This is a genomic window from Vibrio coralliilyticus (assembly GCF_024449095.1).
Classification (GTDB): Bacteria; Pseudomonadota; Gammaproteobacteria; order Enterobacterales; family Vibrionaceae; genus Vibrio; species Vibrio coralliilyticus_A.
On record NZ_CP024627.1, the window covers coordinates 1,418,337 to 1,443,258 of the forward strand.

Annotated in this window: 33 protein-coding genes and 1 pseudogene; 24 read left to right on the plus strand and 10 right to left on the minus strand. The window is 42.1% G+C overall.

All coding sequences use genetic code 11. The features are described 5' to 3' along the window. Nucleotides 1-53: 53 nt before the first annotated feature. Nucleotides 54-464 carry an LIC_13387 family protein gene (locus CTT30_RS06810; protein ID WP_252036451.1) on the plus strand — a complete coding sequence of 137 codons (411 nt, stop codon included), beginning with the start codon at nt 54-56 and terminating at the stop codon, nt 462-464. A gap of 134 nt (nt 465-598) precedes the next feature. Next, entirely contained in the window at nt 599-1,012 is a 414-nt protein-coding gene (locus CTT30_RS06815; RefSeq protein WP_252036452.1) for a hypothetical protein, read from the plus strand. A gap of 3 nt (nt 1,013-1,015) precedes the next feature. On the opposite strand, the gene CTT30_RS06820 is transcribed toward CTT30_RS06815, so the two are convergent. After that, nucleotides 1,016-2,338, minus strand: a complete 1,323-nt coding sequence (locus tag CTT30_RS06820; RefSeq protein ID WP_252040103.1) for an IS4 family transposase — start codon at nt 2,336-2,338, stop codon at nt 1,016-1,018. A gap of 601 nt (nt 2,339-2,939) precedes the next feature. Here CTT30_RS06820 and CTT30_RS06825 point away from each other — a divergent pair. The 13 genes from CTT30_RS06825 (at nt 2,940) to CTT30_RS06890 (ending at nt 9,599) form a co-directional block, all read left to right on the plus strand. Beyond that, nucleotides 2,940-3,116, plus strand: a complete 177-nt coding sequence (locus CTT30_RS06825; RefSeq protein ID WP_252036454.1) for a hypothetical protein — start codon at nt 2,940-2,942, stop codon at nt 3,114-3,116. A 110-nt stretch (nt 3,117-3,226) separates the two neighbouring features. Then, nucleotides 3,227-3,937, plus strand: a complete 711-nt coding sequence (locus tag CTT30_RS06830) for a hypothetical protein (RefSeq protein WP_252036455.1) — start codon at nt 3,227-3,229, stop codon at nt 3,935-3,937. Between the two features lie 190 nt (nt 3,938-4,127). Continuing rightward, a complete protein-coding gene (locus CTT30_RS06835) occupies nt 4,128-4,541 on the plus strand; it encodes an RDD family protein (RefSeq protein ID WP_038162647.1) in 414 nt (137 codons plus the stop codon). Between the two features lie 152 nt (nt 4,542-4,693). Beyond that, nucleotides 4,694-5,320: a LysE family translocator gene (locus CTT30_RS06845; RefSeq protein ID WP_252036456.1), complete on the plus strand. Its 627-nt coding sequence runs from the start codon at nt 4,694-4,696 to the stop codon at nt 5,318-5,320. Between the two features lie 218 nt (nt 5,321-5,538). Then, the gene (locus CTT30_RS06850) at nt 5,539-5,793 is read left to right on the plus strand and encodes a type II toxin-antitoxin system Phd/YefM family antitoxin (RefSeq protein WP_252036457.1); all 255 of its coding nucleotides are present in this window, start codon (nt 5,539-5,541) and stop codon (nt 5,791-5,793) included. Beyond that, a complete protein-coding gene (locus tag CTT30_RS06855) occupies nt 5,786-6,055 on the plus strand; it encodes a Txe/YoeB family addiction module toxin (protein WP_252036458.1) in 270 nt (89 codons plus the stop codon). Before CTT30_RS06850 ends, CTT30_RS06855 begins: the two co-directional genes overlap by 8 nt. 178 nt (nt 6,056-6,233) lie before the next feature. Then, complete coding sequence (locus CTT30_RS06860; protein WP_252036459.1) at nt 6,234-6,548, plus strand: hypothetical protein; 315 nt, start codon at nt 6,234-6,236, stop codon at nt 6,546-6,548. Nucleotides 6,549-6,552: 4 nt separating this feature from the next. Next, nucleotides 6,553-6,672 (plus strand): hypothetical protein, encoded by a 120-nt coding sequence (locus CTT30_RS23395; protein ID WP_353505745.1) that lies wholly within the window; start codon nt 6,553-6,555, stop codon nt 6,670-6,672. A 432-nt stretch (nt 6,673-7,104) separates the two neighbouring features. After that, nucleotides 7,105-7,257 (plus strand): hypothetical protein, encoded by a 153-nt coding sequence (locus CTT30_RS06865; RefSeq protein ID WP_252036460.1) that lies wholly within the window; start codon nt 7,105-7,107, stop codon nt 7,255-7,257. Nucleotides 7,258-7,281: 24 nt separating this feature from the next. Beyond that, a complete protein-coding gene (locus CTT30_RS06870; protein ID WP_353505746.1) occupies nt 7,282-8,022 on the plus strand; it encodes a PhzF family protein in 741 nt (246 codons plus the stop codon). 134 nt (nt 8,023-8,156) lie between these two features. Continuing rightward, the gene (locus CTT30_RS06880) at nt 8,157-8,426 is read left to right on the plus strand and encodes a hypothetical protein (RefSeq protein ID WP_252036461.1); all 270 of its coding nucleotides are present in this window, start codon (nt 8,157-8,159) and stop codon (nt 8,424-8,426) included. 144 nt (nt 8,427-8,570) lie between these two features. Further along, a complete protein-coding gene (locus CTT30_RS06885; RefSeq protein ID WP_252036358.1) occupies nt 8,571-8,990 on the plus strand; it encodes a hypothetical protein in 420 nt (139 codons plus the stop codon). 123 nt (nt 8,991-9,113) lie between these two features. Next, entirely contained in the window at nt 9,114-9,599 is a 486-nt protein-coding gene (locus tag CTT30_RS06890) for a GNAT family N-acetyltransferase (protein ID WP_252036462.1), read from the plus strand. Between the two features lie 171 nt (nt 9,600-9,770). Here the strand turns inward: CTT30_RS06890 and CTT30_RS06895 are convergent, their stop codons facing one another. The 3 genes from CTT30_RS06895 to CTT30_RS06905 all read right to left on the minus strand — a co-directional run bounded on the left by CTT30_RS06895 (nt 9,771) and on the right by CTT30_RS06905 (nt 11,990). Then, nucleotides 9,771-10,067, minus strand: coding sequence for a type II toxin-antitoxin system RelE/ParE family toxin (locus CTT30_RS06895; protein WP_252036463.1), 297 nt, complete (start codon nt 10,065-10,067; stop codon nt 9,771-9,773). Between the two features lie 6 nt (nt 10,068-10,073). Continuing rightward, a complete protein-coding gene (locus tag CTT30_RS06900) occupies nt 10,074-10,316 on the minus strand; it encodes a type II toxin-antitoxin system Phd/YefM family antitoxin (protein ID WP_005526987.1) in 243 nt (80 codons plus the stop codon). A 526-nt stretch (nt 10,317-10,842) separates the two neighbouring features. Continuing rightward, a protein-coding gene (locus tag CTT30_RS06905) for an IS3 family transposase (RefSeq protein WP_252036464.1) occupies nt 10,843-11,990 on the minus strand; the annotation gives its coding sequence in 2 pieces (ribosomal slippage) (nt 10,843-11,750 and nt 11,750-11,990; 1,149 coding nt in all). A 144-nt stretch (nt 11,991-12,134) separates the two neighbouring features. Between CTT30_RS06905 and CTT30_RS06910 the strand changes: the two genes are divergently transcribed. Further along, nucleotides 12,135-12,278, plus strand: coding sequence for a hypothetical protein (locus tag CTT30_RS06910; RefSeq protein WP_252036465.1), 144 nt, complete (start codon nt 12,135-12,137; stop codon nt 12,276-12,278). Nucleotides 12,279-12,296: 18 nt separating this feature from the next. Beyond that, nucleotides 12,297-12,527 carry a hypothetical protein gene (locus CTT30_RS06915; protein ID WP_252036466.1) on the plus strand — a complete coding sequence of 77 codons (231 nt, stop codon included), beginning with the start codon at nt 12,297-12,299 and terminating at the stop codon, nt 12,525-12,527. Between the two features lie 221 nt (nt 12,528-12,748). Here the strand turns inward: CTT30_RS06915 and CTT30_RS06920 are convergent, their stop codons facing one another. After that, nucleotides 12,749-14,089, minus strand: coding sequence for a BspA family leucine-rich repeat surface protein (locus CTT30_RS06920; protein ID WP_252036467.1), 1,341 nt, complete (start codon nt 14,087-14,089; stop codon nt 12,749-12,751). A gap of 38 nt (nt 14,090-14,127) precedes the next feature. After that, entirely contained in the window at nt 14,128-14,565 is a 438-nt protein-coding gene (locus CTT30_RS06925) for a BspA family leucine-rich repeat surface protein (RefSeq protein ID WP_252036468.1), read from the minus strand. 1,316 nt (nt 14,566-15,881) lie between these two features. Here CTT30_RS06925 and rhlP point away from each other — a divergent pair. Both rhlP and CTT30_RS06935 read left to right on the plus strand, forming a co-directional pair. After that, nucleotides 15,882-16,730, plus strand: coding sequence for a rhombotarget lipoprotein (rhlP, locus tag CTT30_RS06930; protein WP_252036469.1), 849 nt, complete (start codon nt 15,882-15,884; stop codon nt 16,728-16,730). A gap of 145 nt (nt 16,731-16,875) precedes the next feature. Beyond that, a pseudogene (locus CTT30_RS06935) lies at nt 16,876-17,052 on the plus strand (YrhK family protein); the annotation flags it as partial. 64 nt (nt 17,053-17,116) lie between these two features. Here CTT30_RS06935 and CTT30_RS06940 read toward each other — a convergent pair. After that, nucleotides 17,117-17,695: a TetR/AcrR family transcriptional regulator gene (locus CTT30_RS06940; RefSeq protein WP_252036471.1), complete on the minus strand. Its 579-nt coding sequence runs from the start codon at nt 17,693-17,695 to the stop codon at nt 17,117-17,119. 106 nt (nt 17,696-17,801) lie between these two features. On the opposite strand from CTT30_RS06940, the gene CTT30_RS06945 reads away from it, so the two are divergent. From CTT30_RS06945 to maiA, 5 genes are all read left to right on the plus strand, one after another. After that, a complete protein-coding gene (locus tag CTT30_RS06945; protein ID WP_239866704.1) occupies nt 17,802-18,260 on the plus strand; it encodes an HPP family protein in 459 nt (152 codons plus the stop codon). Between the two features lie 358 nt (nt 18,261-18,618). Beyond that, nucleotides 18,619-19,692 (plus strand): 4-hydroxyphenylpyruvate dioxygenase, encoded by a 1,074-nt coding sequence (hppD, locus tag CTT30_RS06950; RefSeq protein ID WP_252036472.1) that lies wholly within the window; start codon nt 18,619-18,621, stop codon nt 19,690-19,692. Then, nucleotides 19,685-20,824, plus strand: a complete 1,140-nt coding sequence (locus tag CTT30_RS06955; RefSeq protein ID WP_252036473.1) for a homogentisate 1,2-dioxygenase — start codon at nt 19,685-19,687, stop codon at nt 20,822-20,824. Before hppD ends, CTT30_RS06955 begins: the two co-directional genes overlap by 8 nt. A 12-nt stretch (nt 20,825-20,836) precedes the next feature. Continuing rightward, entirely contained in the window at nt 20,837-21,847 is a 1,011-nt protein-coding gene (locus CTT30_RS06960) for a fumarylacetoacetate hydrolase family protein (protein ID WP_239866795.1), read from the plus strand. After that, nucleotides 21,847-22,500 carry a maleylacetoacetate isomerase gene (maiA, locus tag CTT30_RS06965; RefSeq protein WP_239875677.1) on the plus strand — a complete coding sequence of 218 codons (654 nt, stop codon included), beginning with the start codon at nt 21,847-21,849 and terminating at the stop codon, nt 22,498-22,500. The genes CTT30_RS06960 and maiA overlap by 1 nt, the downstream gene beginning before the upstream one ends. A gap of 85 nt (nt 22,501-22,585) precedes the next feature. Here the strand turns inward: maiA and CTT30_RS06970 are convergent, their stop codons facing one another. The 3 genes from CTT30_RS06970 to CTT30_RS06980 all read right to left on the minus strand — a co-directional run bounded on the left by CTT30_RS06970 (nt 22,586) and on the right by CTT30_RS06980 (nt 24,743). Then, nucleotides 22,586-22,765, minus strand: coding sequence for a hypothetical protein (locus CTT30_RS06970; RefSeq protein ID WP_252036474.1), 180 nt, complete (start codon nt 22,763-22,765; stop codon nt 22,586-22,588). 170 nt (nt 22,766-22,935) lie between these two features. Further along, nucleotides 22,936-23,970, minus strand: a complete 1,035-nt coding sequence (locus tag CTT30_RS06975; protein WP_252036475.1) for a J domain-containing protein — start codon at nt 23,968-23,970, stop codon at nt 22,936-22,938. Between the two features lie 56 nt (nt 23,971-24,026). Beyond that, nucleotides 24,027-24,743: a YiaD family glycine zipper/OmpA-like lipoprotein gene (locus CTT30_RS06980; protein ID WP_252036476.1), complete on the minus strand. Its 717-nt coding sequence runs from the start codon at nt 24,741-24,743 to the stop codon at nt 24,027-24,029. Nucleotides 24,744-24,922: the final 179 nt, after the last annotated feature.

The following is a 24,922-nucleotide window of genomic DNA, read 5'->3' on the forward strand; positions in this document are numbered from 1 at the left end:
ATGCGTTGTCAGACACTTAGCAAGGGCGTTATGTGTCAAATTAGGGAGGGAATATGAGTCAAATATTAATAATAATTGGAGTGTCAATATTCGGTGTTCTGGGCGCTATCCACTTGGTGTATACATTTTTCACAGAAAAGTTTAACCCTTATGACGCTTCAGTGTTTACTGCCATGAAAAGTACGTCACCAAGACTTACCAAAGAAACCACAATGTGGCGCGCTTGGATAGGCTTCAATGCTAGCCATAGTTTAGGCGCCATGTTGCTACCAGCAATTTACCTTCCATTGGCCGTTAACCATTTCGAAGTCATTAAGAACTCTATTTGGTTTTCTCTTTTACCAGTAGCGGTTGGTGTGTCATATTTAATTTTGGCCAAAAAATACTGGTTTAAAATTCCATTTTTAGGTGTACTTATTTCTCTAGCTTGCTTTCTGGCTTCAGCATGGTTAATCAACACATAACAATCTGCTCAAGAGGGATTCACAACGCTCGGCAATGTTGGTTTGAATGAGTTTATGTGTTTACGGCACAATGGCTTAGTTTTGATGATATGCGTTGTTCACCCCTTAGCAGGGCGTTAGGCTTTAGGGAAGAAATGGCAGCAAAATCGAAGAAAATTAACTTAGCCAAAGAGCAACTAGAAGATGGTATAGATCTTTACTTTAAAGGTCGCTACGTTTCAGCACTAACGTTACTTGGTGCTGCTGATGAAGTATTTTGTGGCATATTGTTGGAAACGCAAAGCTATTCAGCAACTGACAATGACTGGCGTTTTACAATAATGCTCAGAAACTATTACGGTACGCCACATATATCAAAAGGTGAGGTCAAAAAAATCACAAATGGGGCAAAGAATACAGTGAAGCACCATGATAAAGGCGACCCGCTAGAGTTACATTTTGATCGTCAGGGCAGCGCTTATATGATGTTGTTTCGGGCTGTTTCTCACGCTGAAATGTTAAGTTCAATCGTAAAAGGCAGTTTTATGTATGTAATGTCGTTAGGATAAGCATTAACGCTTATACCTAAATGGGTATTTGGGTGGGACAAAAAGGACTGAACGTCGATACGTTCGGTCCTTCCTTTTATCCGGTAAAATGAAGTGACTTATGCTTTCCCTCATTTGCTTGAGTTTGCTCGGTAGAGTTCCGTCAGGGCTAAGCGCTAGCCAACGTAGCTGGGTATCTATCAAATTTATTGCCGCTGTAAAGCTCACTCTAGTTGGCCTTACCTCAGCGTCTTTAGCAATATGAACCATCTCTAAGCGCACCAAATTGTACGCCAGTAATATTCCCCAGAGCTCTTGTCTAACACCAGCAGCAAAACGACTTCTCAAGGTGACTTCATTTTGTAACTGAGTTTGTTTTATCTCACCGTAACCTTCTTCTATTTCCCAGCGTTGCCAATAGACAGTCAATAAGTTTTCTAATGAGTATTTCTCAGGATCAACCAGTGAAGTTATAAAGCCTTCAATTTCACCTTTTGGGTCTTTGTAGAGGATGAGGCGTGCTTGCCAATGAGTCGGCAAATTAGGGTTATTGCGCTGAGCTTGCTGTGAAACAGGCATAGAGATAAGCATGTCGTTTTCAGCAAAACGCTCCAAAACTTCATATCTTACTTTGCGTTTCACAGGGGTTAGCCAGTGGCTATTGGAGGCAGCAGCATTCCACGATATCAATAGGTCGGCAGAAAAGTAGCAACGATCAAACAATTTGAGTGAGTTTGCTGGCACGTCTCCTAATAATCGGCGTGCCAGTGTTGTCTCACCGACCTGACAAGCATCGAATGCAGCCCCTACCATAAAACGTGTCTCGGTAGCCATCAGACCGACCAAGCGCAGTTGAGGATAAGGTTTATGTTTTTGAGAAATGAATCCAAACGCTTGCGCATTGTCTTCTGAATCTTGGCAACGAAAAGTGGTACCATCCACGGCCATAATGTTTAGCCCTAGCCCCTTATCTTTCACTAATGCGTTTCTCTCCCAAGCTGCCACAGAGGTTTTAAACAAAGCAGCGAGAGGAGCTTCGTCCAAACGTCGCCTAGAGTCAGTAAGTACGCTAGGTGCAACACGAGACCAAGAATCCTGAGGCTTAGGTTGGAGAGCTAGGTCAAGAGAACTGCATACTTCTTTGATTGATTTATTTCGTTGTAGTCCCATCCAAATGACGAGCCAGACGGCTTGTTGCGCTGGTAAGCGTCGCCTTCTAATGCTTGCTTTAGACGTATCAAGCAAAGCTTGTTCTATCCATTCAAGCTGAATGGCATTAACTACAGACTCGTAATTTTTACCATCCTCAATAGTCTCATGTGCCAAAAGCAGCTCTTGAGCAAACATAAAAAATCCCCACTAACTTTGTTAGTGGGGATTATCATACGATCTCAGGATCGTTCAAGTCTCTAAACCGATCAGCATTAGTTTTATGTATGGGCAAATAGAGAGTACGGAATTAAAAAGCTGCCTATTACTCTTTGCCAGCAACAAGCCTAACAAAGCATTTAAGACGGATTCCCAACGCTCGGCATTTTCGGTTTGCTTTTACGGCACAATGGGTTAGGCAGGGTGGTCTGCGTTGATCACCACTTAATGCGGCGTTAGGTTGCTTTAAGATTGCACGGTTTGTAGTTTTGTACTCAGCCACTTCAAATCTTTCTCTGTCGCGAGTTTCTGCGGCTAAGTGGCTCGAACTTTTTCAGGTGAAAGTTTCATTCAACTGGCAAGCTTTGACGTTAGTGGCTGAGTTTTTTCTGGTTTTAAGTGCTCTTGGCCAAGCTTGTTCGTTGAAAGTTAGCTATTTCCATCCGGCTAGTTTTTTGCTTTAGTGAACCACCGCAAAAAAGTATGTGATTGCTATTCAGTTTCGGTGGTTATTGCGGTGCAGTTGGCTTGGGTGTTGCTTGGGGGAGTCCTATAGCACCAACGAGCAAAGGCATGTTTGATGAGCATACCTAACCATCAGCTCAAGACGGACAACCAACGCTTGGCGGGTTTGTATCTGGTTGGGTATCGTGTTTACGGTGGTTTGTTTGAGTTTTATGGTATTGTTGGTAGCCGCTTAGCAAGGGCGTTAGCTGATCGCAAAGCAAAGAATCTATCGCTGCATCATGGTTGTTAACATTCTTTGAAGTCAGCGTTGTGCTTCTACGCTAGAGTTATTAGTTGTATCTATGAAAGTCCAAGCAAAGTGCAAGGAATCGCCCAGCTAGTATAAAACAGGAGGCCGCAATGTCAGGAACTAAAGTTGAAGAATTTTTAAACCCTAAATCTATGCCAACTCCGGCAGCTGCTGGGGCTATTGTTGCGTTAATATCAGGGGCATTCTTTAAGAATTTTGGGTTGTCTGTTGCGTTCTGTTCAATAGCTCTAAGCTTTTTGGTTGGACTAATGGTGTTTCAAAGTAATGAGTTTAAGTTGGACAAGACATCAAAGTTAACTAAGGTGATTTTGTATGTGATTAATTCTTTAATTATCTTTGCTATGGCAACTGGTACAACTTCTGTAATGGCAGAGGAGATTATCGAGCAAAATAGACCGTATTTCTATGACTGGACTCAGCGTAATCAAGCCCTTCCTTTTAACGAATTAGAAAATGCCTCCAATGAAAAATATGAAATTCGAGTTGAATTACTACCACAAGAATCCACGAGCTTAAAGAGTTGGCTTGAAGGTAAGGGAATTCTTACGAAAAATTATCACACGGTAATACAGGTTGTTTCTAAACAAGATAATCAACCAGCAACCTTCAATGAAGCGAAAATAATTTTCCCTAAAAATGATTTTGACCATGATAGGGTGAATCTGAACTCTGAGCAATTATCTGAAGGTATAAGCGTAAATGCATGGAGGGGATTTCCGATTGAGGCTGAAATAGTTGATAATTCGGGTGAGACTATCAGGCTGTTCAAGTTTATAGATCCTAAAAAGCTTCAAGAATAGCCTGAGTTTATTTATAGGCCACTCAGCTAACAAAGCATTTAAGAGTGATTCACAACGCTCGGCATTTTTCATTCCATCGTTGGGTTTTGTGTTTACGATGGTATGGTTAAGTTTTGTGGTAGCGTTGCTCACACCTTAATGCGGCGTTAGCAAATTTATTCGACATCTAACTCACATGGAGGAGAAGTAAGTGGAAACAGATAGAGATTCGATTATCGAATCGCATAGGCTTGCAAGCCCGGGTCTTCGGTATTTAGGACAAATCATTGATGGTGCAATAAGTGCCGCAATATTTATTTTCTTTCTTTGGCTCGGTACATTAATTGGTTTATCCCAAGACTCATCTGGCTTAATCGCCTTTTCTGCCGCTGCTTTTTATTTCCTACTTTCTGATGGTTTCGCAAAAGGTCAAAGCCTTGGTAAGAAGCTACTAGGTATTTCAGTTATAGACTCAGTTACAGGAAAAAGTTGTAGTTTTCCTCAGTCGTTTTTCCGCAATGTTTTGACACCAATAATCGGTATGATTGACGCGATCTTTATTCTAGGTAAAAGAAGGCAGAGATTAGGTGACAAACTTGCGAAAACAATCGTTGTAGTAAATTAGCTAACAAACTGTTTAAGAGTGATTCGCAACGCGTGGCATTTTTACTATGCGTTGCGTTTAGTGTTTAAGGTGGTATGCGGGAGCTTCGGTATTGCGTTGCTCACACCTTAACAGGGCGTTATGCCACAGCAATCAAATATGGAGGAAAGGAAATGGATTTTAATTCACTACTATTATTTGTAGTCGCTTGTTTGGCTATCAATATGATACCGGGGCCAGACGTTATCTACATTGTTTCAAACACAATGAAAGGTAAGCTGGTTACAGGGTTTAAAGCTGCAATGGGGCTTGGTGTTGGTTACTTTGTTCATACATTAGCTGCGTCTTTAGGTTTATCCGCAATCATCCTCAGCTCAGCGGTAGCTTTTAGTGCCGTAAAATGGCTAGGTGCTGCTTACCTAGTCTATTTGGGTGTTCAGTCGTTACTCTCTATGTGGCGTGGGGATAGCAAATTAGTGGTAAGTGAAAGCGTTGACAGCGACAAAAATGTATTTTTACAAGGTGTTATCGTTAGTGTTTTAAACCCTAAGGTAGCACTATTCTTCCTTTCATTCCTTCCTCAGTTTATTGATGCCTCAGCAGGTTCGGCTTCAATGCAATTATTGGTGCTTGGTTTGCTATTTAGCGTATTAGCTACAATGTGTAATGTTTTGTATGCATCAGTGGGTAGTTGGGTCTTTAGTCGCCCGAATTCTCAGCGTTATTCACGAATACTGGAGGGATTTTCGGGTGTTTTACTCATTGGTCTAGCAAGTAAAGTCGCAATCAGTGACCGCTAGTGGCATAACAAAGCGTTCAAAGGGACAGTCAACGCTTGGCAGTTTTGGCTCTCATTTTGGCATTAGTGTTGCTGTTACAATGGTTTAAGTATGTGGTAGCGTTGTCTGCCCATTAACGCGGCGTTAGTTGCCTTATTAACATCGTATGTTCAATGTACTGTACAACTATGTGAGTGAAGACTATACTTGTTCCATTAAATGTACATGTGGAGGTTCTTATGAGAATCGTATCTTTTACTGAAGCTAGAAATGGTCTTAAAGCTGTTTTGGACGGTGTAGTTAATGACGCTGATACAACAGTTATTACACGCCGTGATTCTGAAGATGCTGTGGTTATGTCTTTAGACTACTACAATAGCCTTATGGAGACCGTTCACTTACTACGCTCTCCTCAAAACGCTGAACACCTAAACCGTTCGATAGCACAGTACCGCGCTGGTAAAACAACAACACGAGAGTTAATTGATGAGTAGTAGTCAACGTTTACTATCGTGGACTGATGACGCTTGGGATGACTACCTGTATTGGCAAACTCAAGACAAGAAAACACTCAAGCGCATCAACAAACTCATCAATGATGTAAAGCGCTCCCCATTTGAGGGTATCGGTAAACCAGAGCCGTTAAAAGAGAACTTATCTGGTTTTTGGTCTCGTCGTGTTGATGACACTAATAGGCTTGTTTACGCAGTCGATGATCAAGCGATAACGATAATCTCGTGTCGTTACCACTACTAAATCAGGTTCAGTGATCTGGCATCTAACAAAGCATTTAAGAGTGATTCGCAACGCTTGGCAGTTTCGCTTCGCTCAAGTATAGCCAAGCGCCGCTCACACCTTAATGCGGCGTTATATACCCAAAAAGGAACAGAGTATATTGAAGTTTTTTAGGATATTAATCATATGGAGTTTGCTTATGGCTGAAGCAGTCGCTCAGAATATGTATTTTACTGCCCGAGGGGAGCAAAACGGTAATCCAGTAATTTATAGAAGTATGGAAAATGTGCCTGAAGGTCAAAATGAATCTGACTTTCCAACCTTAGTTAGTATCTATTGGCCTTTTAATGAAAATGTAAATAATGGTATGCCCGATCAGCAAACAAATGAAGAGCAAGTTTTATTTGAGGATGCTCTAGAAACACTGGACCAAAACGGTATGAGCCATCTAACTGCTCGTGGTTACAGGGGATGGCCGAAAAGAGTGGTTATGGTATGTCAAAGATGCAGATAGTTGGATGGCTAAACTAAACGAGTTACTTATTGATCATAAAGTATATCCAATTGAAATCTCGATAAGTTCAGAACCCAGTTGGTCAACCTATCATAATTTTATTTCGGGAGTTAAGGGTATATAACAAAGCATTTAAGAGTGATTCTCAACGCTTGGCGGTTTCGCTTCGCTCAAGTATAGCCAAGCGTCGCTCACACCTTAATGCGGCGTTAGGTTGCTTTAAGCTTGTACGGCTTTTTAGTCTTGATATCAGCCACTTCAATAATCTTATTTGTCGCGAATTTTAGCGGCCACGTGGCTCGAAGATTTTCAGGTGAAAGCTTCATTCAATTGGTAAGCTTTGACGTCAGTGGCTGAGGATTTTCCGTTTTAAGTGCTTTTGGCCAAGTTTGTTCGTTGAAAGTTCGCTATATACATCCGGTTAGTTTTTTTGCTTCAGTGAACCACCGCAAAAATAGTGATTTGGTTGTTATTCGGCTTGTGTGGTTATTGCGGTGCAGCAGCTTTGGTGTTTTATAGTTTAGTCCTATAGCTCAAGCTAGCAAAGGTGTTTGTAGTGAGCATACCTAACCATCCGCTCAAGACGGACAACCAACGCTTGGCGATTTTGTGTCTGGTTATGTTTAGTGTTTACGGTGGTTGGTTTAAGTTTTGTGGTATCGTTGGTAGCCGCTTAGCAAGGGCGGTAAATTGCAATCGAGGGTGGTGAATTATCAAATTAGAAACATATGATGTGTTTGGTGGTGAGTCGGCTTCTGGTAACCCTTGTGGTGTATTAGAGCTTGATAGTTGGCTTTCTGATGAAGAGTTACAGAAAATAACTTGTGAAGCAGGACTTCCTGTTACCTCTTTTGTCATCCCAATTAATGGACAGTTTCACATTCGTTGGTTTGCGCTGGATGGGGAAATTAACCTGTGTGGGCATGGTAGCTTAGGGGCTGGTGCTGCAATCATCTCTAAGTACAAACTCGATAGTGTACTTTTCATTAGCAAATACGGAGACCTCTCAATTGCCAAAAAGAATGGTGCGTATACTCTTGAGATGCCTAGCTGGAAAAGTGAAACATGTGTTGTTCCGCCAGAAATAGCGGATTTGGCAGCTGATGCTATTGACGTATTTTCAACTCGAGACTTAGTTATAGTCTTGCCCTCAATAGAATCTGTAAGAGATTTTAAGCCTGATGATATGCGCTTTAAACAGCTTGGTAATTACCATGCTTTAATCGTGACTGCAGCAAATGGCGAAAATGGGTACGTATTAAGATATTTTGCGCCCAAAATTGGTATATCTGAAGATCTAGCGACAGGCTCTGCTCAATGTTCTTTAGCTCCATACTGGTTTGACAGGCTTGACTCAGATTCACTTCAGGTACACCAACTTTCGTCGTCAGGTGGCTATTTTGACGTAAGGCGTATTTCAGGTGGCTCAATCGTGTTATCAGCAAATGCAAAGCTACGGAAAATAGCAATTTAACAAACTGTTCAAGAGGGATTCGCAACGCGTGGCATTTTTACTATGCGTTAGTTTTAGTGGTTAAAGTGGTATGCGGCAGCTCCGGTATTACGTTGCTCACCCCTTAACAGGGCGTTATATATTCTAGGGCTTTTATGAAATTTAGAAACGATTATGGCGTGTTTGTGTGCACGCATGTATTTGAGAAAACTAGGCCAGTGCTCTTTTCTGTAAGAGATTTTGATGGAGACTGGCAGTTTCTGTGTGGTATTGACGGTTGCGTCGAAAGCGGTCGCCCCCATCATATTGGTGTGGGGCACCTAGTGGCTGAGGATGCAACCGATTTGACGGCACTGGAATCAGGTACCTGTGCAAGGCGTTCTGCTTTGGGTTCACAATGGGTGGCCGGTAAACTAGAAGAATGAATATATAACAAAGCATTTAAGAGTGATTCCTAACGCTTGGGACTTTTGGTGTTAAAGTTTAGCTCAGTGTTTACGGTGGTATGGTTGGGTTTCGTGGTCGCGTTACTCACACCTTAATGCGGCGTTAGGTGTTCGGAGGGCATTTTGAAAATATCTGATTTCTACGATGAAAATGACGAAATTAAACCGGTGCTTTCTCAGGGGTTTATCTCACTATGGCGTGGCTGGTTAACTAGAGAAGAAGCTTATAAGCTTAATCAAGTTGATGCCTATGAGGTTGAGCGTTTCAAACAATTAATACGACTATTGTACTCAAAATACGACATATATAGAGCTGAATGGGATTCGAGAACTTTGCACAAAATAAATAATATTGACTCTTTTTTGTCTGACTATCCTTGTAGCTTTGAGGGTGGAGATTTTGTGGAAATATTTATTCCTAGTTTGGATTTATTAATCAAAGAGACGTACGACTATACATTTATTTTTTGGTATAAGGAAAATAAAGTGCAGGAATGTATTAGTTCCTTGGCATCCCAAGTAAGGTTATATACGTTCAACTAGTAGCTACACACCTAACAAAGCGTTCAAGAGCGATTCCGCAACGCGTGCCAGTTTCGCTTCGTTCACAGTATGGCACGTATTACGTCACGCCTTAACGCGGCGTTATGTTCTAGGAGGAAATTCATGATTAGGGAAATCACAAAAGCCGATTTTGAGTCGTTTTGGCCGACATTTTCAGCGGTAATTCAGGCACAAGAAACTTATGCCTTTGACCCAAATATGGCGCTAGAACAAGCCTTCGCTTTATGGTGTGAATCTCCCCTGAAAGCTTTTGTTTTCGTAGAAAATGACGTTGTACTGGGCTCTTACTACATCAAGCCAAATGCAATGGGGCCAAGTAGCCATATATGTAATTGTGGATATATGGTTTCTAGCGAAGCTAGAGGTAAGGGCATTGCACGCCTTATGTGTGAACATTCTCAGGAAACAGCTCTAAGACTTGGCTTTGATGCGATGCAATTTAACAGCGTGGTCTCTACCAATGAAGTTGCGGTGAAGCTTTGGGAGAAGCTAGGGTTTCAAATCATAGGTACAATTCCCAAGGCATATAAGCATGCTCATCTAGGGTTAGTTGATAGCCACGTCATGTACAAATGGCTACGAACATAACAAGCAATTTAAGAGTGATTCGCAACGCTTGGCATTTTGGCTTCTACTTCAATTTTAGTGGTTACGGTACAATGCGTTAGGTTGGGTGGCAGCGTTGTTCACCCCTTAATTGGGCGTTAGTTTACCAATCGAGATCATCACCCTAAATCCAAATCTAGGGTGAAACCTTGATTATAAGTGGTTCTGAGGAAGCTGTGATTGACCGAGTATAGCTACAACTAAAATGAAGCCATCCTCTTTTGTAAAATAAGCGGTATGCTTGCCCACAGGGAAATAGAACCCGCTTGGGTATATGTCATCACAACTGCGACCAACAGCTGGATTATCAGCAAGCATTTGAAAACCAGTTAGTAACGTATCTTTATAGCTTCGCCACTGGGTCTCGGAGAAGTTGTTAACAGTATAGCTTTTGATTTTCCGTAAATGAGTCTGAGCTAATTTACTCAGTTTGTATTTGTTCTTTTGCATAGCGGGTTATAAGGCGTTTAAAAAGTCTTCACCATCAACCACATTTCCTTGAGCTAAGTCTTGTTTCGCTGACTCGAAACAGTGCTTAAGGTAATCGGTTTTCATTGCTTCTAGTTCTTCATAGTCCTTGATAGACATTACAACGACGGCATCTTTACTGTTTTTGCTAATCTTCACAGGCTCACGTTGGGCGCTTAGAAGTAGCTCACCAAAATTACGTTTGGCATCATTTGCTGTTAATGTGTGCATGATCAATCTCCAAATCTGGAATTACAGTAAGATTATAGTTGTTCGCATGAAATGGTCAATCTAATTAAATCGTGCGATTTGTGTGAAAGGTAAACTAACAAGCAATTTAAGAGTGATTCCCAACGCTTGGTATTACCAGTTTAGCGTTATGGCGCAGTGGTTTAGTTTCTATGTAGCGTTGCTCACACCTTAATGCGGCGTTAGGTTGCTTTAGGCGAGTACGGTTTTTGGTTTTTTAATCAGCCACTTCAATAATCTTGTTTGTCGCGAATTTCAGCAGCTATGTGGCTCTAGCTTTTTCGGGTGAAAGTTTCATTCAACTGGCAAGCTTTGCCGTCAGTGGCTGAGTGTTTTCCGTTTTCAGTGCCTTGTCCAAGTTGATTTATTGGAAGTTTGTTCTCTCAACTTGGTTAGCTTTTTTGCTTCAGCGAACTACCGCAAAAATAGTGATTTAGTTGTTATTCGGCTTGGGTGGTTATTGCGGTGCAGTTGGCCTTGATCTGCTCCAGCCAGACTGGACAGCGCATTAAGCGACATATTGTTTTTCAAACTTAACTGGGCTTAGATACCCAAGGGCACTGTGCATTCTTGTTCGATTATAATCAACTTCGATATACTCAAAAAGTGCTTGGCGCATCTCTTCTCGCGTCATTATCGGCTCGTATTGGACGGCTTCTGCTTTCATTGAGTGGAAAAAGCTTTCAACACAAGCGTTATCCCAACAATTTCCTTTCCTTCTCATACTTTGTTTTAGATTATGGGCTGCAATTAAGTCTCGGTAGTCTTTTGAACAATACTGGCTACCTCTATCGCTATGGATAATCACCCCTTCTGGCATACCTCTGCGGAATAATGCCATTGATAGCGCATCACAGACCAGAGTCGCCGTCATTCTAGTGTTCATTGACCAACCAACGACTTGCCGTGAGTATAAGTCGATGACAACAGCTAAATACATCCAACCTTCGGTTGTCGCTAGATAAGTAATATCGCCAGCCCATTTTTGATTCGGCGCTGTCGCATTAAAATCTTGCTCAAGTAAATTCGGTGCGACAGGAAGCTTATGCTTACTGTCTGTCGTACATTTAAACTTACGGGCGGCTTTCGCGACTAAGCTCTGGCGCTTCATGCTCACAGCAATGGTTTTTACATTGTGCTTGTTCCCATTCTCTTCAAGTTCTTTTTGAATACGCCGTGCACCATCGCGTTCCTTTTTATTTGCAAAAACTTCTCGAACCTTGCTATCAAGCTGTTTGCGGTGCTCATTGCGTTGAGTGACTTTGTGGCGATGATTAATCCAGTAATAAAACCCACTTCGAGAAACCCCAAACACCTTAGCCATACGGACAACCCTATACCGCATCAGGTGTTCGAGCATAAACTCATAACAATCTACTTTAGATTTTTCGCGAATTAGGTGGCGGCCTTTTTTACGATATCTAGCTCTTCAGCTTGCTCAGCCAGTAATCGTTTGAGTTTGGCATTTTCAGTGGCGAGCTCTCTTTCTCTGTCGCTGATCTTCGCGTCTTTCTTAACGGCTTTACGCCACCCATAGATTTGAGATTCATATAACGATAGCTGTCGTGCAGCAGCGACACCGACTTTCTCAGCCAACTTAAGTGCTTCGGCTTTAAATTCGGGAGCATGTTTGATTCGTGTTTTCTTGGTTGTCATTGTCCACCTTGTTAGTGATTGTACTCACTTAACGCAGTGTCCAAAACTGATGGTGCGGATCAATTTGCAACGCATGACATTTTTAGTTCAAATCAGCTTAAGCGTTTACAGCACAATGTTTTAGGTTAGCTGATAGGAGGTTATATGGAGTTTAATACCAATTTTGAGAAGATGAGCTTTGATAATGTGTCTATCAAAGAAGTTTCCAGAGTTGGCTCGAAGGTTATCATGCTCTCAGTGGTATGTTCATCAGCAAACAGCACCCAAGTACAAATGGAAGCGACCTAATTGTTCAAAATAGGGGAGATGACTCTATACAACGTGTCTGATGAAAAAAGCCTCATTTGGTTAAATAACATTGCACCTGTCGCCCACGAAACACCAGAGTACCCGATTGATGAAATTATGAACGCGAAGTTTGATGGCAGTAGATCCCACTTTGAAGGTTTTAAGGAATCGATGCATTGGCATGAGTGGTTTATTCAGGCAACAAATTTCAATTTGGTAGCTTTGGATGTCGTGGAAACGACCAGCTAACAAGAAGAAAACCACGATCATAGGCGTTGCCCTAGCCATTAAGGCGATATAAATAGGTGTTTATTGAAACTCAAAGCTGCTTTCTAATAGAGAACTGACGCCTCAGCAATTTAGGCATTTTTGCCTCAACAATCTCCATGTGTCGTGGTATTGGAATCTTTCAGTGGCCAATTTTAGTTGGCCACTGCATAGAGATAAGCAGTAAATCTATAGATCAACCGCTACTGGGCAAACATAGGCAACTGCTCCTCAGTCAATACGCTGTCTTTAGCAAAATCGGTATACTGAGTTACTTGGCTAACATTCCAATTGCTAATATCTTGGTTAAAAGCTTCAGCACCCTCAAACATTGAACGCATATCAGTCACATTCGAGGTATCCCACTGACCGATATCCTGATTAAAGGCTTTAGCCTCCCTAAACATTTGAGACATGTAAGTCACATTAGACGTATCCCAGCGACCTATATCTTGGCTAAAAGCTTCAGCCTTATGAAACATAGCAAACATACTAGTCACATTCGAGGTATCCCAATCACCGATATTTTGGTTAAAAGCTTCCGCACCCGCAAACATATTAATAATATCAGTCACATTCGAGGTATCCCAGTGTCCTATATCTTGATTAAAGGCTTTAGCTTTATGAAACATACCAGTCAGACGAGTCACATTCGAGATATCCCAGTGCCCTATATCTTGATTAAAAGCTTCAGCCCCCTTAAACATAAAAGCTATAGTAGTCACATTCGAGGTATCCCACTGACCTATATCTTGGTTAAAAGCTTTCGCACCATAAAACATTGAATGTATAGCAGTTACATTAGACGTATCCCAACGACCTATATCTTGATTAAAAGCTTCCGCACCCATAAACATAAAACTCATATCAGTCACATTAGAGGTATACCAGTGCCCGATATCTTGATTAAAAGCTTCAGCATTCCAAAACATTTGAGACATGTCAGTCACATTCGAGGTATCCCAGTGCCCTATATCTTGATTAAAGGCTTTAGCCTCCCTAAACATTTGAGACATGTAAGTCACATTAGAGGTATCCCAGTGCCCGATATCTTGGTTAAAAGCTTCAGCACTAAAAAACATCGCGCCCATACTAGTCACATTTGAGGTATCCCAATGCCCGATATCTTGGTTAAAAGCTTCAGCACCATAAAACATCGAGCCCATACTATTCACATTCGAGGTATCCCAGTGCCCGATATCTTGATTAAAAGCTTCAGCCTCAGAAAACATCGAAGTCATATGAGTCACATTCGAGGTATCCCAATCGCTGATATCGGCATTAAAAGTGGCTCTTTTATAGAACATATAAGACATATTAGTGACTTGGGTGGTACAAAAGCCAATATGGCCTTGCTCTAGGTTATCGAGCATAATTTGGTTTTTAATCAAAGTGTTGTCGACCACCACATACACCTTACCGTTTTCGAGTATTACGGAATTGACGGGCTGATCTGGGCATTTGACTGAAATATCGATGGCATAAGCCTGCTGGCTGACGAGCGCCGCCGCCCCAACAAGCAGTGACAGAAGATTTTTTTTCATGGTTATTTCCTAGGTTGAATCGACATTATTAAGAGAAATTAGTGCGAAAATAGCGGCAGGTAATAATTAGGTAGGCCACTTTGCAGGGCGAAGTCTTTATGGCGAGTGACCTTTTCCACCGACCAATTGGATAAATCTTGCTTAAAGCGCGTTGCCCCTTTAAACATACGATCCATATTGGTCACGCGGCGCGTGTCCCATTGACTGATGTCGTAATTAAAATAGGGTGATTGAGCAAATAAATCGCTCATATCAGTGACATGGCTTGTACACAGCTCTATCTTGCCGTTGATAAAGTTTTGCCAGTAATCTTGTTGGCGCAATAGCGCATTATCGACCACTACATATAAGCGCTCATCGATAATCACTACACTACCGGGAGGGTTAGCATCACAACGAATGGTATGATTTTCTTCGGAAAAACTGGCTGTACTACCCAAAGCCATGCAGGCTAAAATAACAGACGTTATTTTCATGATTAATATATTATTTATTATGATTGGTTTTAAAATTATATTTGCCTAACTAATTAAAGTTAAAACTATTTTTTATCTTGATGCATTCAAAATACAATAACGTTATTAACGTCACATATAGAATGCGATTTAGTGTTATTTAAGTCATCTATGGGTTATTAAATTTGATATCTTAATAAAAAGCTATATTGACTTTCTAAAAGTTTACATTAATCGAACACCTTATTAATTCGGCGTTATGTGCATGAGGGAGTTTGTGGCTATTAATAAGCATGAAATACTAAGGGAGGCCGCTAAGCTCAGGTAGCTAATTCAGTCTTGTGACCCAGAGCAGGCAGATTTAGTAACGGCTGATTTTCCTGCAATGAATTGCAAACTGACGTCAATGATCCTTGTCTATCATTTCCTCAAACTCTATCCAGAACTTGAAATCAAAAGTATTACAGGTGTTCGACCTGAAAATAGGCTTATCACGCATTATTGGATAGAGATTAACGGTATCGCTGTAGATATTACGGAGACTAATACAATTTGATCGATGACAATGAATTAGACGACTTTCTTATTGCTCTTAGGCCATATTCACCTATTCATGTAGCCAAAACTGAAGATAGATTTTTATATGATGTTTTTGAAAAGTCGTATGTTGATACCTTTGCTTCTGGTCTTCCGGACAAAAAGAGTCTTTCATTGAACGTTTAGAACTCTCATACGGTCAACTGACATCTAACGAAAAATGCACATAACAAGGGGTTTAAGAGGGATTCTCAACGCGTGGCATTTTCACCGTGCGGTGGTTTAAGTGATTAAGGTGGTATGCGGCAGAATCGGTATTGCGTTGCTCACACCTTAATGCGGTGTTACAAGGCTTTGTGCTTTTGTACTCTAATTCTAAAGTTTTCCACCTGACCTTCTATCTAGCTAGCCAAATCTCGTTGTTGTGGTGTTGGTTTGTGTGTTGAAATCGATGGTTACTACTGGACACCTTGCCAAGTTTAGCGGTTCACAATTACTGGCATAGTTTCACTGTGGCGTAGTGGTCAATATTTACCACCGCTCTATCAATGTGTCTTAACTTCTGTACGTACTCGGCTCGAGGGCTCAGCGATGAATGCGGTGTTCTATGCTTCACAAAACTCTCCCAACCACTGTGCGCTGTTTAAAAATCGGTGGCAGAATAAGCCCTTATAACAAGGCGTTTAAGTGGATGTCTAAACGTGCGCTGGACTCGTTTTCTCAAGCATCGCGCACGTCTAGTCACCACTTAACTTAGCGTAGCTTTTAAGGGTTTTTAGTATTAATAAAGGGGTAATAATATGAAGAAAATAGCGTTTATCTTTGCTTTATCGTTCTTTATATTTGGGTGTAGCGGGCTTGGTCAAAGTGAAGAAACGGCTTCTAGTAGCTTAGTTGACTTCCTCTACCCCAATACTAAAGATTATCAAGAACACCAGCCGACAATTCCTCATTTGGTTTTACCAGTTAACGTTGGTATCGCCTTTGTACCTAGCTCAAAATACGGCAAGTTGGATTTATCTAGTAAGCGAAAGCATGAAATTTTGTCAAAAGTAAAAAATGAATTTTTAGGGCTCGACTACGTAAACAGAATAGAAATTATATCCGACCCCTACCTAAGAAGTGGCGGTGGTTTTGATAATTTAAAGCAAATTTCTAGGTTGTATGATGTACAAGTTATGGCGTTAGTTTCGTATGACCAAGTGGCGCGTAGTAGTCAAAACAACGCTGCTCTACTTTATTGGACCATCGTTGGTATGTACTTAATCCCCGGAGACCAAAATACAACTCAAACTTTTGTAGATACTGCGGTATTCGATATTAATAGCAGCAAGTTGCTATTCAGAGCTCCTGGCTTGAGTAATGTTGGGTCTTTGTCCACGGCCGTCGGCATTGAGGAGACCTTCTACGAAAACTCTGAAAAAGGTTTTGACTTGGCAGTTACAGATATGGTGAACAATCTTGGTTCAGAACTCGATTTGTTCAAAATCCGCATCAAAGAGGAAAAGGTAGCGAATGTTAGCTACGACAGCGGTTATAGCGGCGGTAGTATCCATTGGTTTGTTTTAGTTGTTCTGGCATCACTTTCACTGTTTCGAAAGAAAGCAACAAAGCGTTCAAGACGGACTCACAACGCTAAGCACTTTTAGTTGCAGATTGAAGTGCAGTGTTTTCGACGGTTTTCTAGAGCATAGTGGGGGCGTTGTTCACCACTTAACGAGGCGTTAGGTTGCCAATGGACATTTGCAACCTGATATTTATTTTATTCACTCATGGAGCGTTTATGAGGTGGAAATGAGTCAAACTATGAAATTGGATCTAGACATTGATAATCGACATGCTGTCATCCAACGTCGTTATGAGGCCTTGGGAGCAATCAATGATTTGCTAATAGCGATTTGGTTTTTAGTTGGTAGTCTTTTCTTTTTGAATGAGCCTCTTGTTGAAAGTGGTAATTGGATGTTTGTTATAAGTGGTTGATTTATCTGCCAATAGACACCCAGTATAGTTGAAAAGATGTCTATGAATCACACACCTAATGTGACCCCGAGTCTTGCTGGAGCAGATCACTCAGGCGATGCAAAGTATCCACACTACTTTTAATGAGTTCTGAACTATGTCCCGACATGTAAGCGGTTGTAATAGCGCCTTCTTTTAGCAAACAAATCGCGTTTAGTAACTCCTCTGAGTTTTCACTAAGTTTGTACTGAATAAATTGACGGACTTGTTCTTTGTGAAAGCGGCAATAGCTCGATATTTCACTGTCAGTATCGCGAAACTCCGCAGAGGTATTAATAAAGAAGCATCCATTAAAGTCGCCTAATTCAGGCTCCTTACTATTAAACCAACTCTCTAAAGAAGAAAACAATGCTTCAATCAACTCAGAATTGGTTGTGGCGTGTTCGAGTTTAGATTCCAACCAATACATAAAAGTTTGGTGCCTTCTTTCTAAAGCCTTAAGTATTAAGTCCTCTTTACTATTGAAGTGGCTGTACAGTGTTTTTTTCGCTACCCCAGAAACGTTGATGACTTCGTTTATTCCAATGGAGTTAATGCCATGTCGATAAAACAATTCTAGTGCTGTGCTTAGCAATAAATCTCGCTTCTTGCTCATAAACGGTACCTCAAAAATCGTGTTTTCTATATTGACGCAGGTAGAACAAATTGTCTACCCTAGATAAGTAGACAGAGTGGTCTACTTTTGCAATGGAGAGGTTTATATGAATCATTATTTGTCTGCGTTGATATCGGGGGTTGGAGCATCACTTGCTATTGGCTTTCTTTTGGTGCTGGAGAGTAATATAGAAAATGTGATGTTGGTAATTGCTCCATTTGGCGCTACAGCCGTTCTGGTTTTTGGTTTACCGCAGAGTCCGCTTGCCCAACCGAAAAATGTTATTATGGGTCACTTAATCACTGCGATCATTGGGGTGACTTTTTCTCAGTATATGGATGTAAATCCAATGAACTTAGCTATCGCCACTGGGCTGGGAATTACATGTATGCTGGTCTCTAAAACGACGCATCCGCCAGCTGGAGCAAACCCTATTTTAATCATGCTGGCTGGTTATGGGTGGTCGTTTTTAATTACGCCTGTTTTGGTTGGATCTATCGCTATCGTGTTTATGAGCAAAACTCTTCAAAAAATCCAGTCATACAGCTTTAACACGGAGCGTTAACAAAGTAATCAAGTCACGTGATAGTGCCGCAGTGGCGTTGATGAAACATCTTTTAGTGAAGAGCTTTGTCATCGCCAAATATTGTTTTGCTTTGCCCCTTAGGAGCTCTATACCAAACACTAGATTGTGAGTGAAAAGTTGCAGGTATATGCTCTTTTGTAAATAAAATGTTACCTTTGTTTTTGTCTAATTGTTTGTTTCTAATGGTCTTTTTTTTATTTTCCTGTCTTGTTACGCTTTGTTTACAAAATCATGCGTTTGACTTTTAAAATCGATTTAGAGTGAGCTTATTCCCTTAGTGGTCAAGTTGGTTCAAGTTAATTAGGAAAGGACGTAACTAATCACTGAGGGAAAAACAATGACTCAAGCATATAACCCACTTGGAACTGATGGATTTGAATTTGTCGAGTACACCGCTGCGACAGATGAAGGGATCGGGCAGTTGAAGGATTTGTTTGTTTCTCTAGGGTTCGCGGAAATTGCCAAACATCGCTCAAAAGAAGCGTGGCTATACCGCCAGGGAGACATCAGCTTTATTGTCAATGCACAGCCCCATAGCCAAGCGGAAGCGTTTGCTAAGGTACATGGTCCATCTGTGTGTGGTATGGCATTCCGTGTGGCAGATGCTGCCAAAGCCATGGCACATGCATTAGAGAATGGTGCAGAAGAATACAAGACGCAAATTGGTCCAATGGAGCTTAGCATACCAGCGGTTTATGGTATTGGTGAAAGCTTGCTTTATTTTGTCGATCGTTATGGTAAGCAGAGTATCTATGATGTCGACTTTAATTTCTATGATGATGCTGAAGCGCGTTTGAAGAAAGCGGATGTTGGTATGTACGAAATTGACCATCTGACGCATAACGTTAAGCAAGGTAACATGGACACATGGGCCGGCTTCTATGAGCGTATCGGTAATTTTCGTGAAATCCGCTATTTCGACATCGAAGGTAAGTTGACAGGTCTAGTCAGCCGAGCGATGACGGCTCCGTGTGGAAAGATCCGAATCCCAATTAACGAATCCTCTGACGACAAATCACAAATTGAAGAATTTATCCGAGAATACAATGGCGAAGGTATCCAGCACATTGCGATGACAACGGATGATATCTACCAAACCGTACAAACGCTGCGCGACCGTGGTATGGACTTTATGCCAACACCGGACACTTACTACGAAAAAATCGATTCTAGAGTTGAAGGCCACACGGAAGATGTTGAGAAACTAAAACATCTGCAGATCTTGATCGATGGTGCGCCAATGAAAGATGGTATTTTGCTGCAAATCTTTACTCAAACGGTCATTGGTCCAGTTTTCTTTGAAATCATTCAGCGTAAAGGTAATGAAGGTTTCGGTGAAGGTAACTTCAAAGCGTTGTTTGAATCGATTGAAGAAGATCAGATCCGCCGAGGAGTATTGAGCGATGCATAAATGGATTACATTCCCTCACCGGGAGGGAGTGTGCTCCAAACAGGCACATGCTGACTTTCCGGAAGAGGCAATTTATGAGCGCGAAGCAGGTCGAAGTGGATTCTTCGGCCCAGCAGCTCATTTCCATCACCAGCACGCACCAACAGGCTGGACGGAATGGGAAGGGGAGCTAAGGCCTCGCGCGTTTAATTTTAATCTGGTTGAGAAAGCGGTACAGGTTTCACCATGGGCAGTGCCGAATCTTCTGCATAACAATGACTGTAAAATTCGTATCTGGCGTATGGATGACAAGATGGACTTTCTTGTGCGCAACGCTGATGGCGATGAGCTTCTGTTTATCCATCAGGGCAAAGCTGATCTGTATTGCGATTACGGTCACCTAGAAGTTGGCGAAGGGGATTATGTGATGATTCCCCGTTCGACCAACTGGCGCCTAGAGCCTTCTGAACCAATGTTCATTCTGATGGTCGAGAATACCGATGCCGCTTATTCATTGCCTGAAAAAGGTATGGTTGGTAATCATGCGGTGTTTGATCCTGCCGTGTTGGAAATTCCTTCAATTGATGATCATTTCAAAGCGCAATATTCGGAGAAGCAAACTCAAGTGCAGGTGAAAAGACACGAGCAAGTGAGTGTGATCACTTATCCGTTTAACCCGCTTGATGCGATTGGTTGGCACGGTGATCTCTCTGTTGTGAAGCTTAATTGGCGTGATATTCGTCCGTTAATGTCTCACCGCTACCACTTACCACCGTCAGCGCATACGACGTTTGTAGGAGCAGGTTTTGTCGTTTGTACCTTCGTACCAAGACCGATTGAAAGTGACCCTGGAGCACTTAAAGTGCCTTTCTATCACAACAACGATGACTACGATGAAGTGCTTTTCTACCATGCCGGTGACTTTTTCAGCAGGGATAACATCGAAGCGGGCATGGTGACATTCCACCCTGCAGGATTTACGCATGGCCCTCATCCTAAAGCATTCAAAGCGGGACAGGAGTATAAGAAAAAGTTTACCGACGAAGTTGCTGTGATGATCGATACCCGACATGCGTTAAAGTTCAGCGATGAAGCGCATGCTGTAGAGAACCCAGAATATGTTTATAGCTGGAAAGCACATCCAGAAAAATAAAAGGGAACAATGATGAAGTTAGCTACCCTGAAAAACGATACTCGAGATGGTCAGTTGGTTGTTGTCAGCAAAGATCTGACGAAATGTGTGGCTGTTGCAGACATTGCTGTGACTTTGCAGTCTGCGCTCGATCAATGGTCAAAAGTAGAACCTCAACTTACCGAAGTTTACCAAGCCTTGAATGAAGGCACGCTGGTTGCTGAAATGCCTTTCGAACAGAGCCTGTGCGAGTCTCCTTTACCGCGCGCTTATCAGTGGGCTGATGGCAGTGCGTATGTCAATCACGTTGAGCTGGTGCGTAAGGCCCGTGGTGCCGAAATGCCGCCGAGTTTCTGGACTGACCCACTTATGTATCAAGGAGGTTCTGATGCGTTTATCGGTCCTAGAGATGATATTCCTGTAAGCAGTGAAGAGTGGGGGATTGATTTTGAAGGGGAAGTGGCTGTGATCACTGACGATGTCCCTATGGGGGCGAATGCGGAAGAAGCAGCGAAGTCAATCCGCTTGCTGATGTTGGTGAATGATGTTTCACTGCGTGGGCTGATCCCTAATGAGTTGGCAAAAGGTTTCGGTTTCTTTCAGTCAAAACCTTCCTCTGTCTTCTCTCCAGTTGCTGTAACGCCAGATGAATTAGGTGATGCATGGGATGGGGGGAAAGTCACTTTACCTTTGTTGTCGTTCTATAACGACGAAGCATTCGGTTGCCCCAATGCAGGGGTTGATATGACATTTGAATTCCCTGATCTGATAGCTCATGCTGCAAAAACTCGTCCGTTATCAGCAGGGGCTATCATAGGCTCAGGAACCGTCTCCAATAAGCAAGGTACAGAATACGGTACTTCTATTGAAGAAGGAGGAGTAGGTTATTCGTGTATTGCAGAAGTTCGTATGATCGAGACGATTCGGGATGGTAAACCTTCGACTGGCTTTATGAAGTTCGGTGACCGAATCAAAATGGAAATGAAGGATGCCTCTGGCGCTTCCATCTTTGGTTCGATAGATCAAAAAGTGGTGAAGTACTGATGTCTGATTTGACATTGTATGGGTACTGGCGTTCATCAGCGGCTTACAGAGTTAGAATCGCTCTGAATCTCAAGCAGTTGCCGTACATACAGAAGTCTATTCACTTGGTGAACAATGGCGGAGAGCAACACTCCGCCCAATTTCAAGCCCTGAATGCCAGCGAACTGGTCCCAGTGCTGATTGATGGTGATGTTAGGTTGAATCAATCACTAGCTATTATTGATTACCTTGATGAGCAGTACCCTAGTTATCTTCTGACGCCACTGGATAAGCAGAAACGCTATATCGTGAAAGCGTTGGCGCAGGATATTGCTGTAGATATCCATCCTATCAATAACTTGCGTGTACTGCAGTACCTAAGTAAAGAGCTGTCGGTTGTAGAGGAACAAAAGTCTCAATGGTATCGTCATTGGATCGATGTGGGCTTTCATAGTTTGGAAAAGAAACTGGCGCAAACACATGGTGCTTATTGTGTTGGTGATGATATCAGTCTAGTCGATGTTTGTTTGGTTCCACAGGTTTATAATGCAGAACGATTCAGTGTGGATTTGAGCCGTTATCCTCTTATTCATAAAGTGACAATGTCACTAAGGGAGCATCCAGCCTTTATTTCCGCAGCGCCGGAACATCAACCCGATGCAGTGACGAGCTAAATAATTACCCTCACCACAAAAACAAAGCCACCGCGAAAACGGTGGCTGTTCTATTTCTTCTCATAGAGCATGGCAACAGCGGATACTATGATTGTGCAAGGCGCTCCCGTTGCTGGGTTTCTGCGATATTAAATTGGCGAACGTCTAATTTGGCTAGATCGTTACACTCTATACAGGAGTGGTGGCAAAGGCCGTCAATATACTCATGTTTGGTAACTAGGTTAGGCTTTTTGCACCAATCGCAAATACCTTCGATAGTAAACATAGATTTCTCCTCACCTTGTTTTACCAGGTGTTATTTTCGGCGAAGAGTATGACATACATGATGAAGGTAAGTTAACTTTTTGTTACTTGAAGTGGGAGGGAGATCGATTGCGTAAGTGAGTGAAACTAAGGGTCCTGTCTGTTTTAAATTCAACGAGTTTTAAATTGTAACTATCTATTAACATTGGCAAGGATGACTTTTAGTGCATTGTTAAGGCGTTTCATTTCCTCATCACTGCCCTTCAAATCTGGGTGGTAAATTTTACATAATTGCTTATATCTGACTTTGATGTCTTTTTCAGCAGGAATGGCCTCTACTTTGAAGCCAAATAGAGCGCACGCAAGCGAGAGTTTTTGTTCTGTAGCGAGAGTATCTGACTTGTGTTTAGGTATGTGTTGTGCTTGAGACGATTGCATCTTCTTAAACTGGCGATACAAGGTTTCCAGCTGTTTTTTTTGTTGTCTCAACAGGTTATCTTTGTCTTTTAGTTTAGACTCTAGTTTGCGTTTCTCACCAGACAAATCATCATGTGAGAGCTTTGAATATGCTTTTAACTTACGTACTTTGCGACCCAGCCAGAATGCTAATACTGATAATGCACCTGAAATGATCATCAATGCATAAATGATGTCATTACTCCGGTTACTGGCACGGGACTTACTTTTAGCGACAGGGCTTAGCTCAATAGTCGAATTATCAAAAGCGACGTCTAACTGGCCGATCGATGACACTTGTTTCGCTCTTTGGGCATTGAATTTCTTTTCCAGTACCCTGGCATAGGCTTGTTCTGCCTCTTCATTGGCTGATGAGGCCGTACGGTACCAAACTTCGGCTAGATCCAAATTTTCAGGTGAGTCAGGCATGTTCTCGTAAACCTTGCCCAGATTGAATTGAGCTTGGGTATTTCCGGATACAGCGAGTTTAGTGAGCCAATATATGGCTTCCTGGGTATCTTTAGTCTCATTTTGAAGATAAAGAGAGGCGAGTTGTACTGCAGCTTCAGTGCTGCCGTTGTTGGCTGCTTGTTCAAGCCAGTAGAGTGCGTCTTCTTGTGAGGGTTGAACATCTTTACCCTTAAGGTATTGGTTGGCTAGTTGTATCTGTGCTTCTACGTCATTGCTTTGAGCTTTATTCGTTAAAACTTCGATAGACTCGGCCAAGGTGATTGGGGAGAGCATTAACAATAAAAGGCTGATAAATTTCAAGATATTCCCCAAACCATTAAAAATGACTTACCTGATCTATAGTGTAATGTATTTATCTAACAAATAAAAAAATGGCTTCTAGAGAAGCCATTTTCATCGATAGAATCCTTAAGAGGTAGAATCTTAATTTCTACTCTTCGATTGCAAGCTCGACCGTCTGAAGTGCTGTTCGAGCATAGCGGGAAGCGTTCGCCGTTGCCTCGTGCAATCGCGCGGCCAGCCGCAACACCTTGTGATAATAGATAAGAGCGAACAGACTCAGCTCTGCGTTCAGATAATACCTGGTTAGTCGTATCGCTACCTGTGCTGTCGGTATGTCCTTCAATGACTAAGCTGGTATCTGGATACTCAACCAGAATCTTAGCCACGCCGCGTAGGGTATTGTGGATGCTAGGGTCTAGGTTGTACGAGTTGGTTTGGAATCCGATACCATTTTCCATACGAAGCAATAACTGATTTTCACCAACACGCTCAACCTGAACACCTGAATTGAGCAACTCTTTTCTAAGAGCCGCTTCTTGTTGATCAAAATAGTAACCTACACCACCGCCGACGGCGGCTCCTCCGGCAGCACCTATTAGTGCATGTTGTCGGCGCTCTGTTGCATCATCACCTGTCGCTAACCCAACTGCAGCGCCTGTCAAAGCGCCGAGCAGTGCCCCTTTGGTAGCTGAATTTGTTTCGGATTCACCGGTGGTCGCATTCTGGCGCTGTGTTGCTTGACAGCCAGTGAGTGCGATCGCTACCGCAAGTGCTAAAGTCATTTTTTTCACGAAAACATCTCCATGTATTCTTTCACTTTCATTGTCAGCATAAGTCAAAACTGACCTGTGGACTTATACGGGAGTAGAATTAACCCTCTAGTGTTTGTTATGTCAATTAATTATATATCAATTGACTGAATGTTAACGTTGGCTGAACGTAACTGGTGAGAATTCAGCCAAGCTAATTT

Coding starts and splice junctions, on each gene's coding strand:
- CTT30_RS06810 (WP_252036451.1), top strand. CDS start 54: ATGAGTCAAATATTAATAATAATTGGAGTGTCAATATTCGGTGTTCTG.
- CTT30_RS06815 (WP_252036452.1), top strand. CDS start 599: ATGGCAGCAAAATCGAAGAAAATTAACTTAGCCAAAGAGCAACTAGAA.
- CTT30_RS06820 (WP_252040103.1), bottom strand. CDS start 2,338: ATGTTTGCTCAAGAGCTGCTTTTGGCACATGAGACTATTGAGGATGGT.
- CTT30_RS06825 (WP_252036454.1), top strand. CDS start 2,940: ATGAGCATACCTAACCATCAGCTCAAGACGGACAACCAACGCTTGGCG.
- CTT30_RS06830 (WP_252036455.1), top strand. CDS start 3,227: ATGTCAGGAACTAAAGTTGAAGAATTTTTAAACCCTAAATCTATGCCA.
- CTT30_RS06845 (WP_252036456.1), top strand. CDS start 4,694: ATGGATTTTAATTCACTACTATTATTTGTAGTCGCTTGTTTGGCTATC.
- CTT30_RS06850 (WP_252036457.1), top strand. CDS start 5,539: ATGAGAATCGTATCTTTTACTGAAGCTAGAAATGGTCTTAAAGCTGTT.
- CTT30_RS06855 (WP_252036458.1), top strand. CDS start 5,786: ATGAGTAGTAGTCAACGTTTACTATCGTGGACTGATGACGCTTGGGAT.
- CTT30_RS06860 (WP_252036459.1), top strand. CDS start 6,234: ATGGCTGAAGCAGTCGCTCAGAATATGTATTTTACTGCCCGAGGGGAG.
- CTT30_RS23395 (WP_353505745.1), top strand. CDS start 6,553: ATGGCTAAACTAAACGAGTTACTTATTGATCATAAAGTATATCCAATT.
- CTT30_RS06880 (WP_252036461.1), top strand. CDS start 8,157: ATGAAATTTAGAAACGATTATGGCGTGTTTGTGTGCACGCATGTATTT.
- CTT30_RS06890 (WP_252036462.1), top strand. CDS start 9,114: ATGATTAGGGAAATCACAAAAGCCGATTTTGAGTCGTTTTGGCCGACA.
- CTT30_RS06895 (WP_252036463.1), bottom strand. CDS start 10,067: ATGCAAAAGAACAAATACAAACTGAGTAAATTAGCTCAGACTCATTTA.
- CTT30_RS06900 (WP_005526987.1), bottom strand. CDS start 10,316: ATGCACACATTAACAGCAAATGATGCCAAACGTAATTTTGGTGAGCTA.
- CTT30_RS06910 (WP_252036465.1), top strand. CDS start 12,135: ATGGAGTTTAATACCAATTTTGAGAAGATGAGCTTTGATAATGTGTCT.
- CTT30_RS06915 (WP_252036466.1), top strand. CDS start 12,297: ATGACTCTATACAACGTGTCTGATGAAAAAAGCCTCATTTGGTTAAAT.
- CTT30_RS06920 (WP_252036467.1), bottom strand. CDS start 14,089: ATGAAAAAAAATCTTCTGTCACTGCTTGTTGGGGCGGCGGCGCTCGTC.
- CTT30_RS06925 (WP_252036468.1), bottom strand. CDS start 14,565: ATGAAAATAACGTCTGTTATTTTAGCCTGCATGGCTTTGGGTAGTACA.
- rhlP (WP_252036469.1), top strand. CDS start 15,882: ATGAAGAAAATAGCGTTTATCTTTGCTTTATCGTTCTTTATATTTGGG.
- CTT30_RS06940 (WP_252036471.1), bottom strand. CDS start 17,695: ATGAGCAAGAAGCGAGATTTATTGCTAAGCACAGCACTAGAATTGTTT.
- CTT30_RS06945 (WP_239866704.1), top strand. CDS start 17,802: ATGAATCATTATTTGTCTGCGTTGATATCGGGGGTTGGAGCATCACTT.
- hppD (WP_252036472.1), top strand. CDS start 18,619: ATGACTCAAGCATATAACCCACTTGGAACTGATGGATTTGAATTTGTC.
- CTT30_RS06955 (WP_252036473.1), top strand. CDS start 19,685: ATGCATAAATGGATTACATTCCCTCACCGGGAGGGAGTGTGCTCCAAA.
- CTT30_RS06960 (WP_239866795.1), top strand. CDS start 20,837: ATGAAGTTAGCTACCCTGAAAAACGATACTCGAGATGGTCAGTTGGTT.
- maiA (WP_239875677.1), top strand. CDS start 21,847: ATGTCTGATTTGACATTGTATGGGTACTGGCGTTCATCAGCGGCTTAC.
- CTT30_RS06970 (WP_252036474.1), bottom strand. CDS start 22,765: ATGTTTACTATCGAAGGTATTTGCGATTGGTGCAAAAAGCCTAACCTA.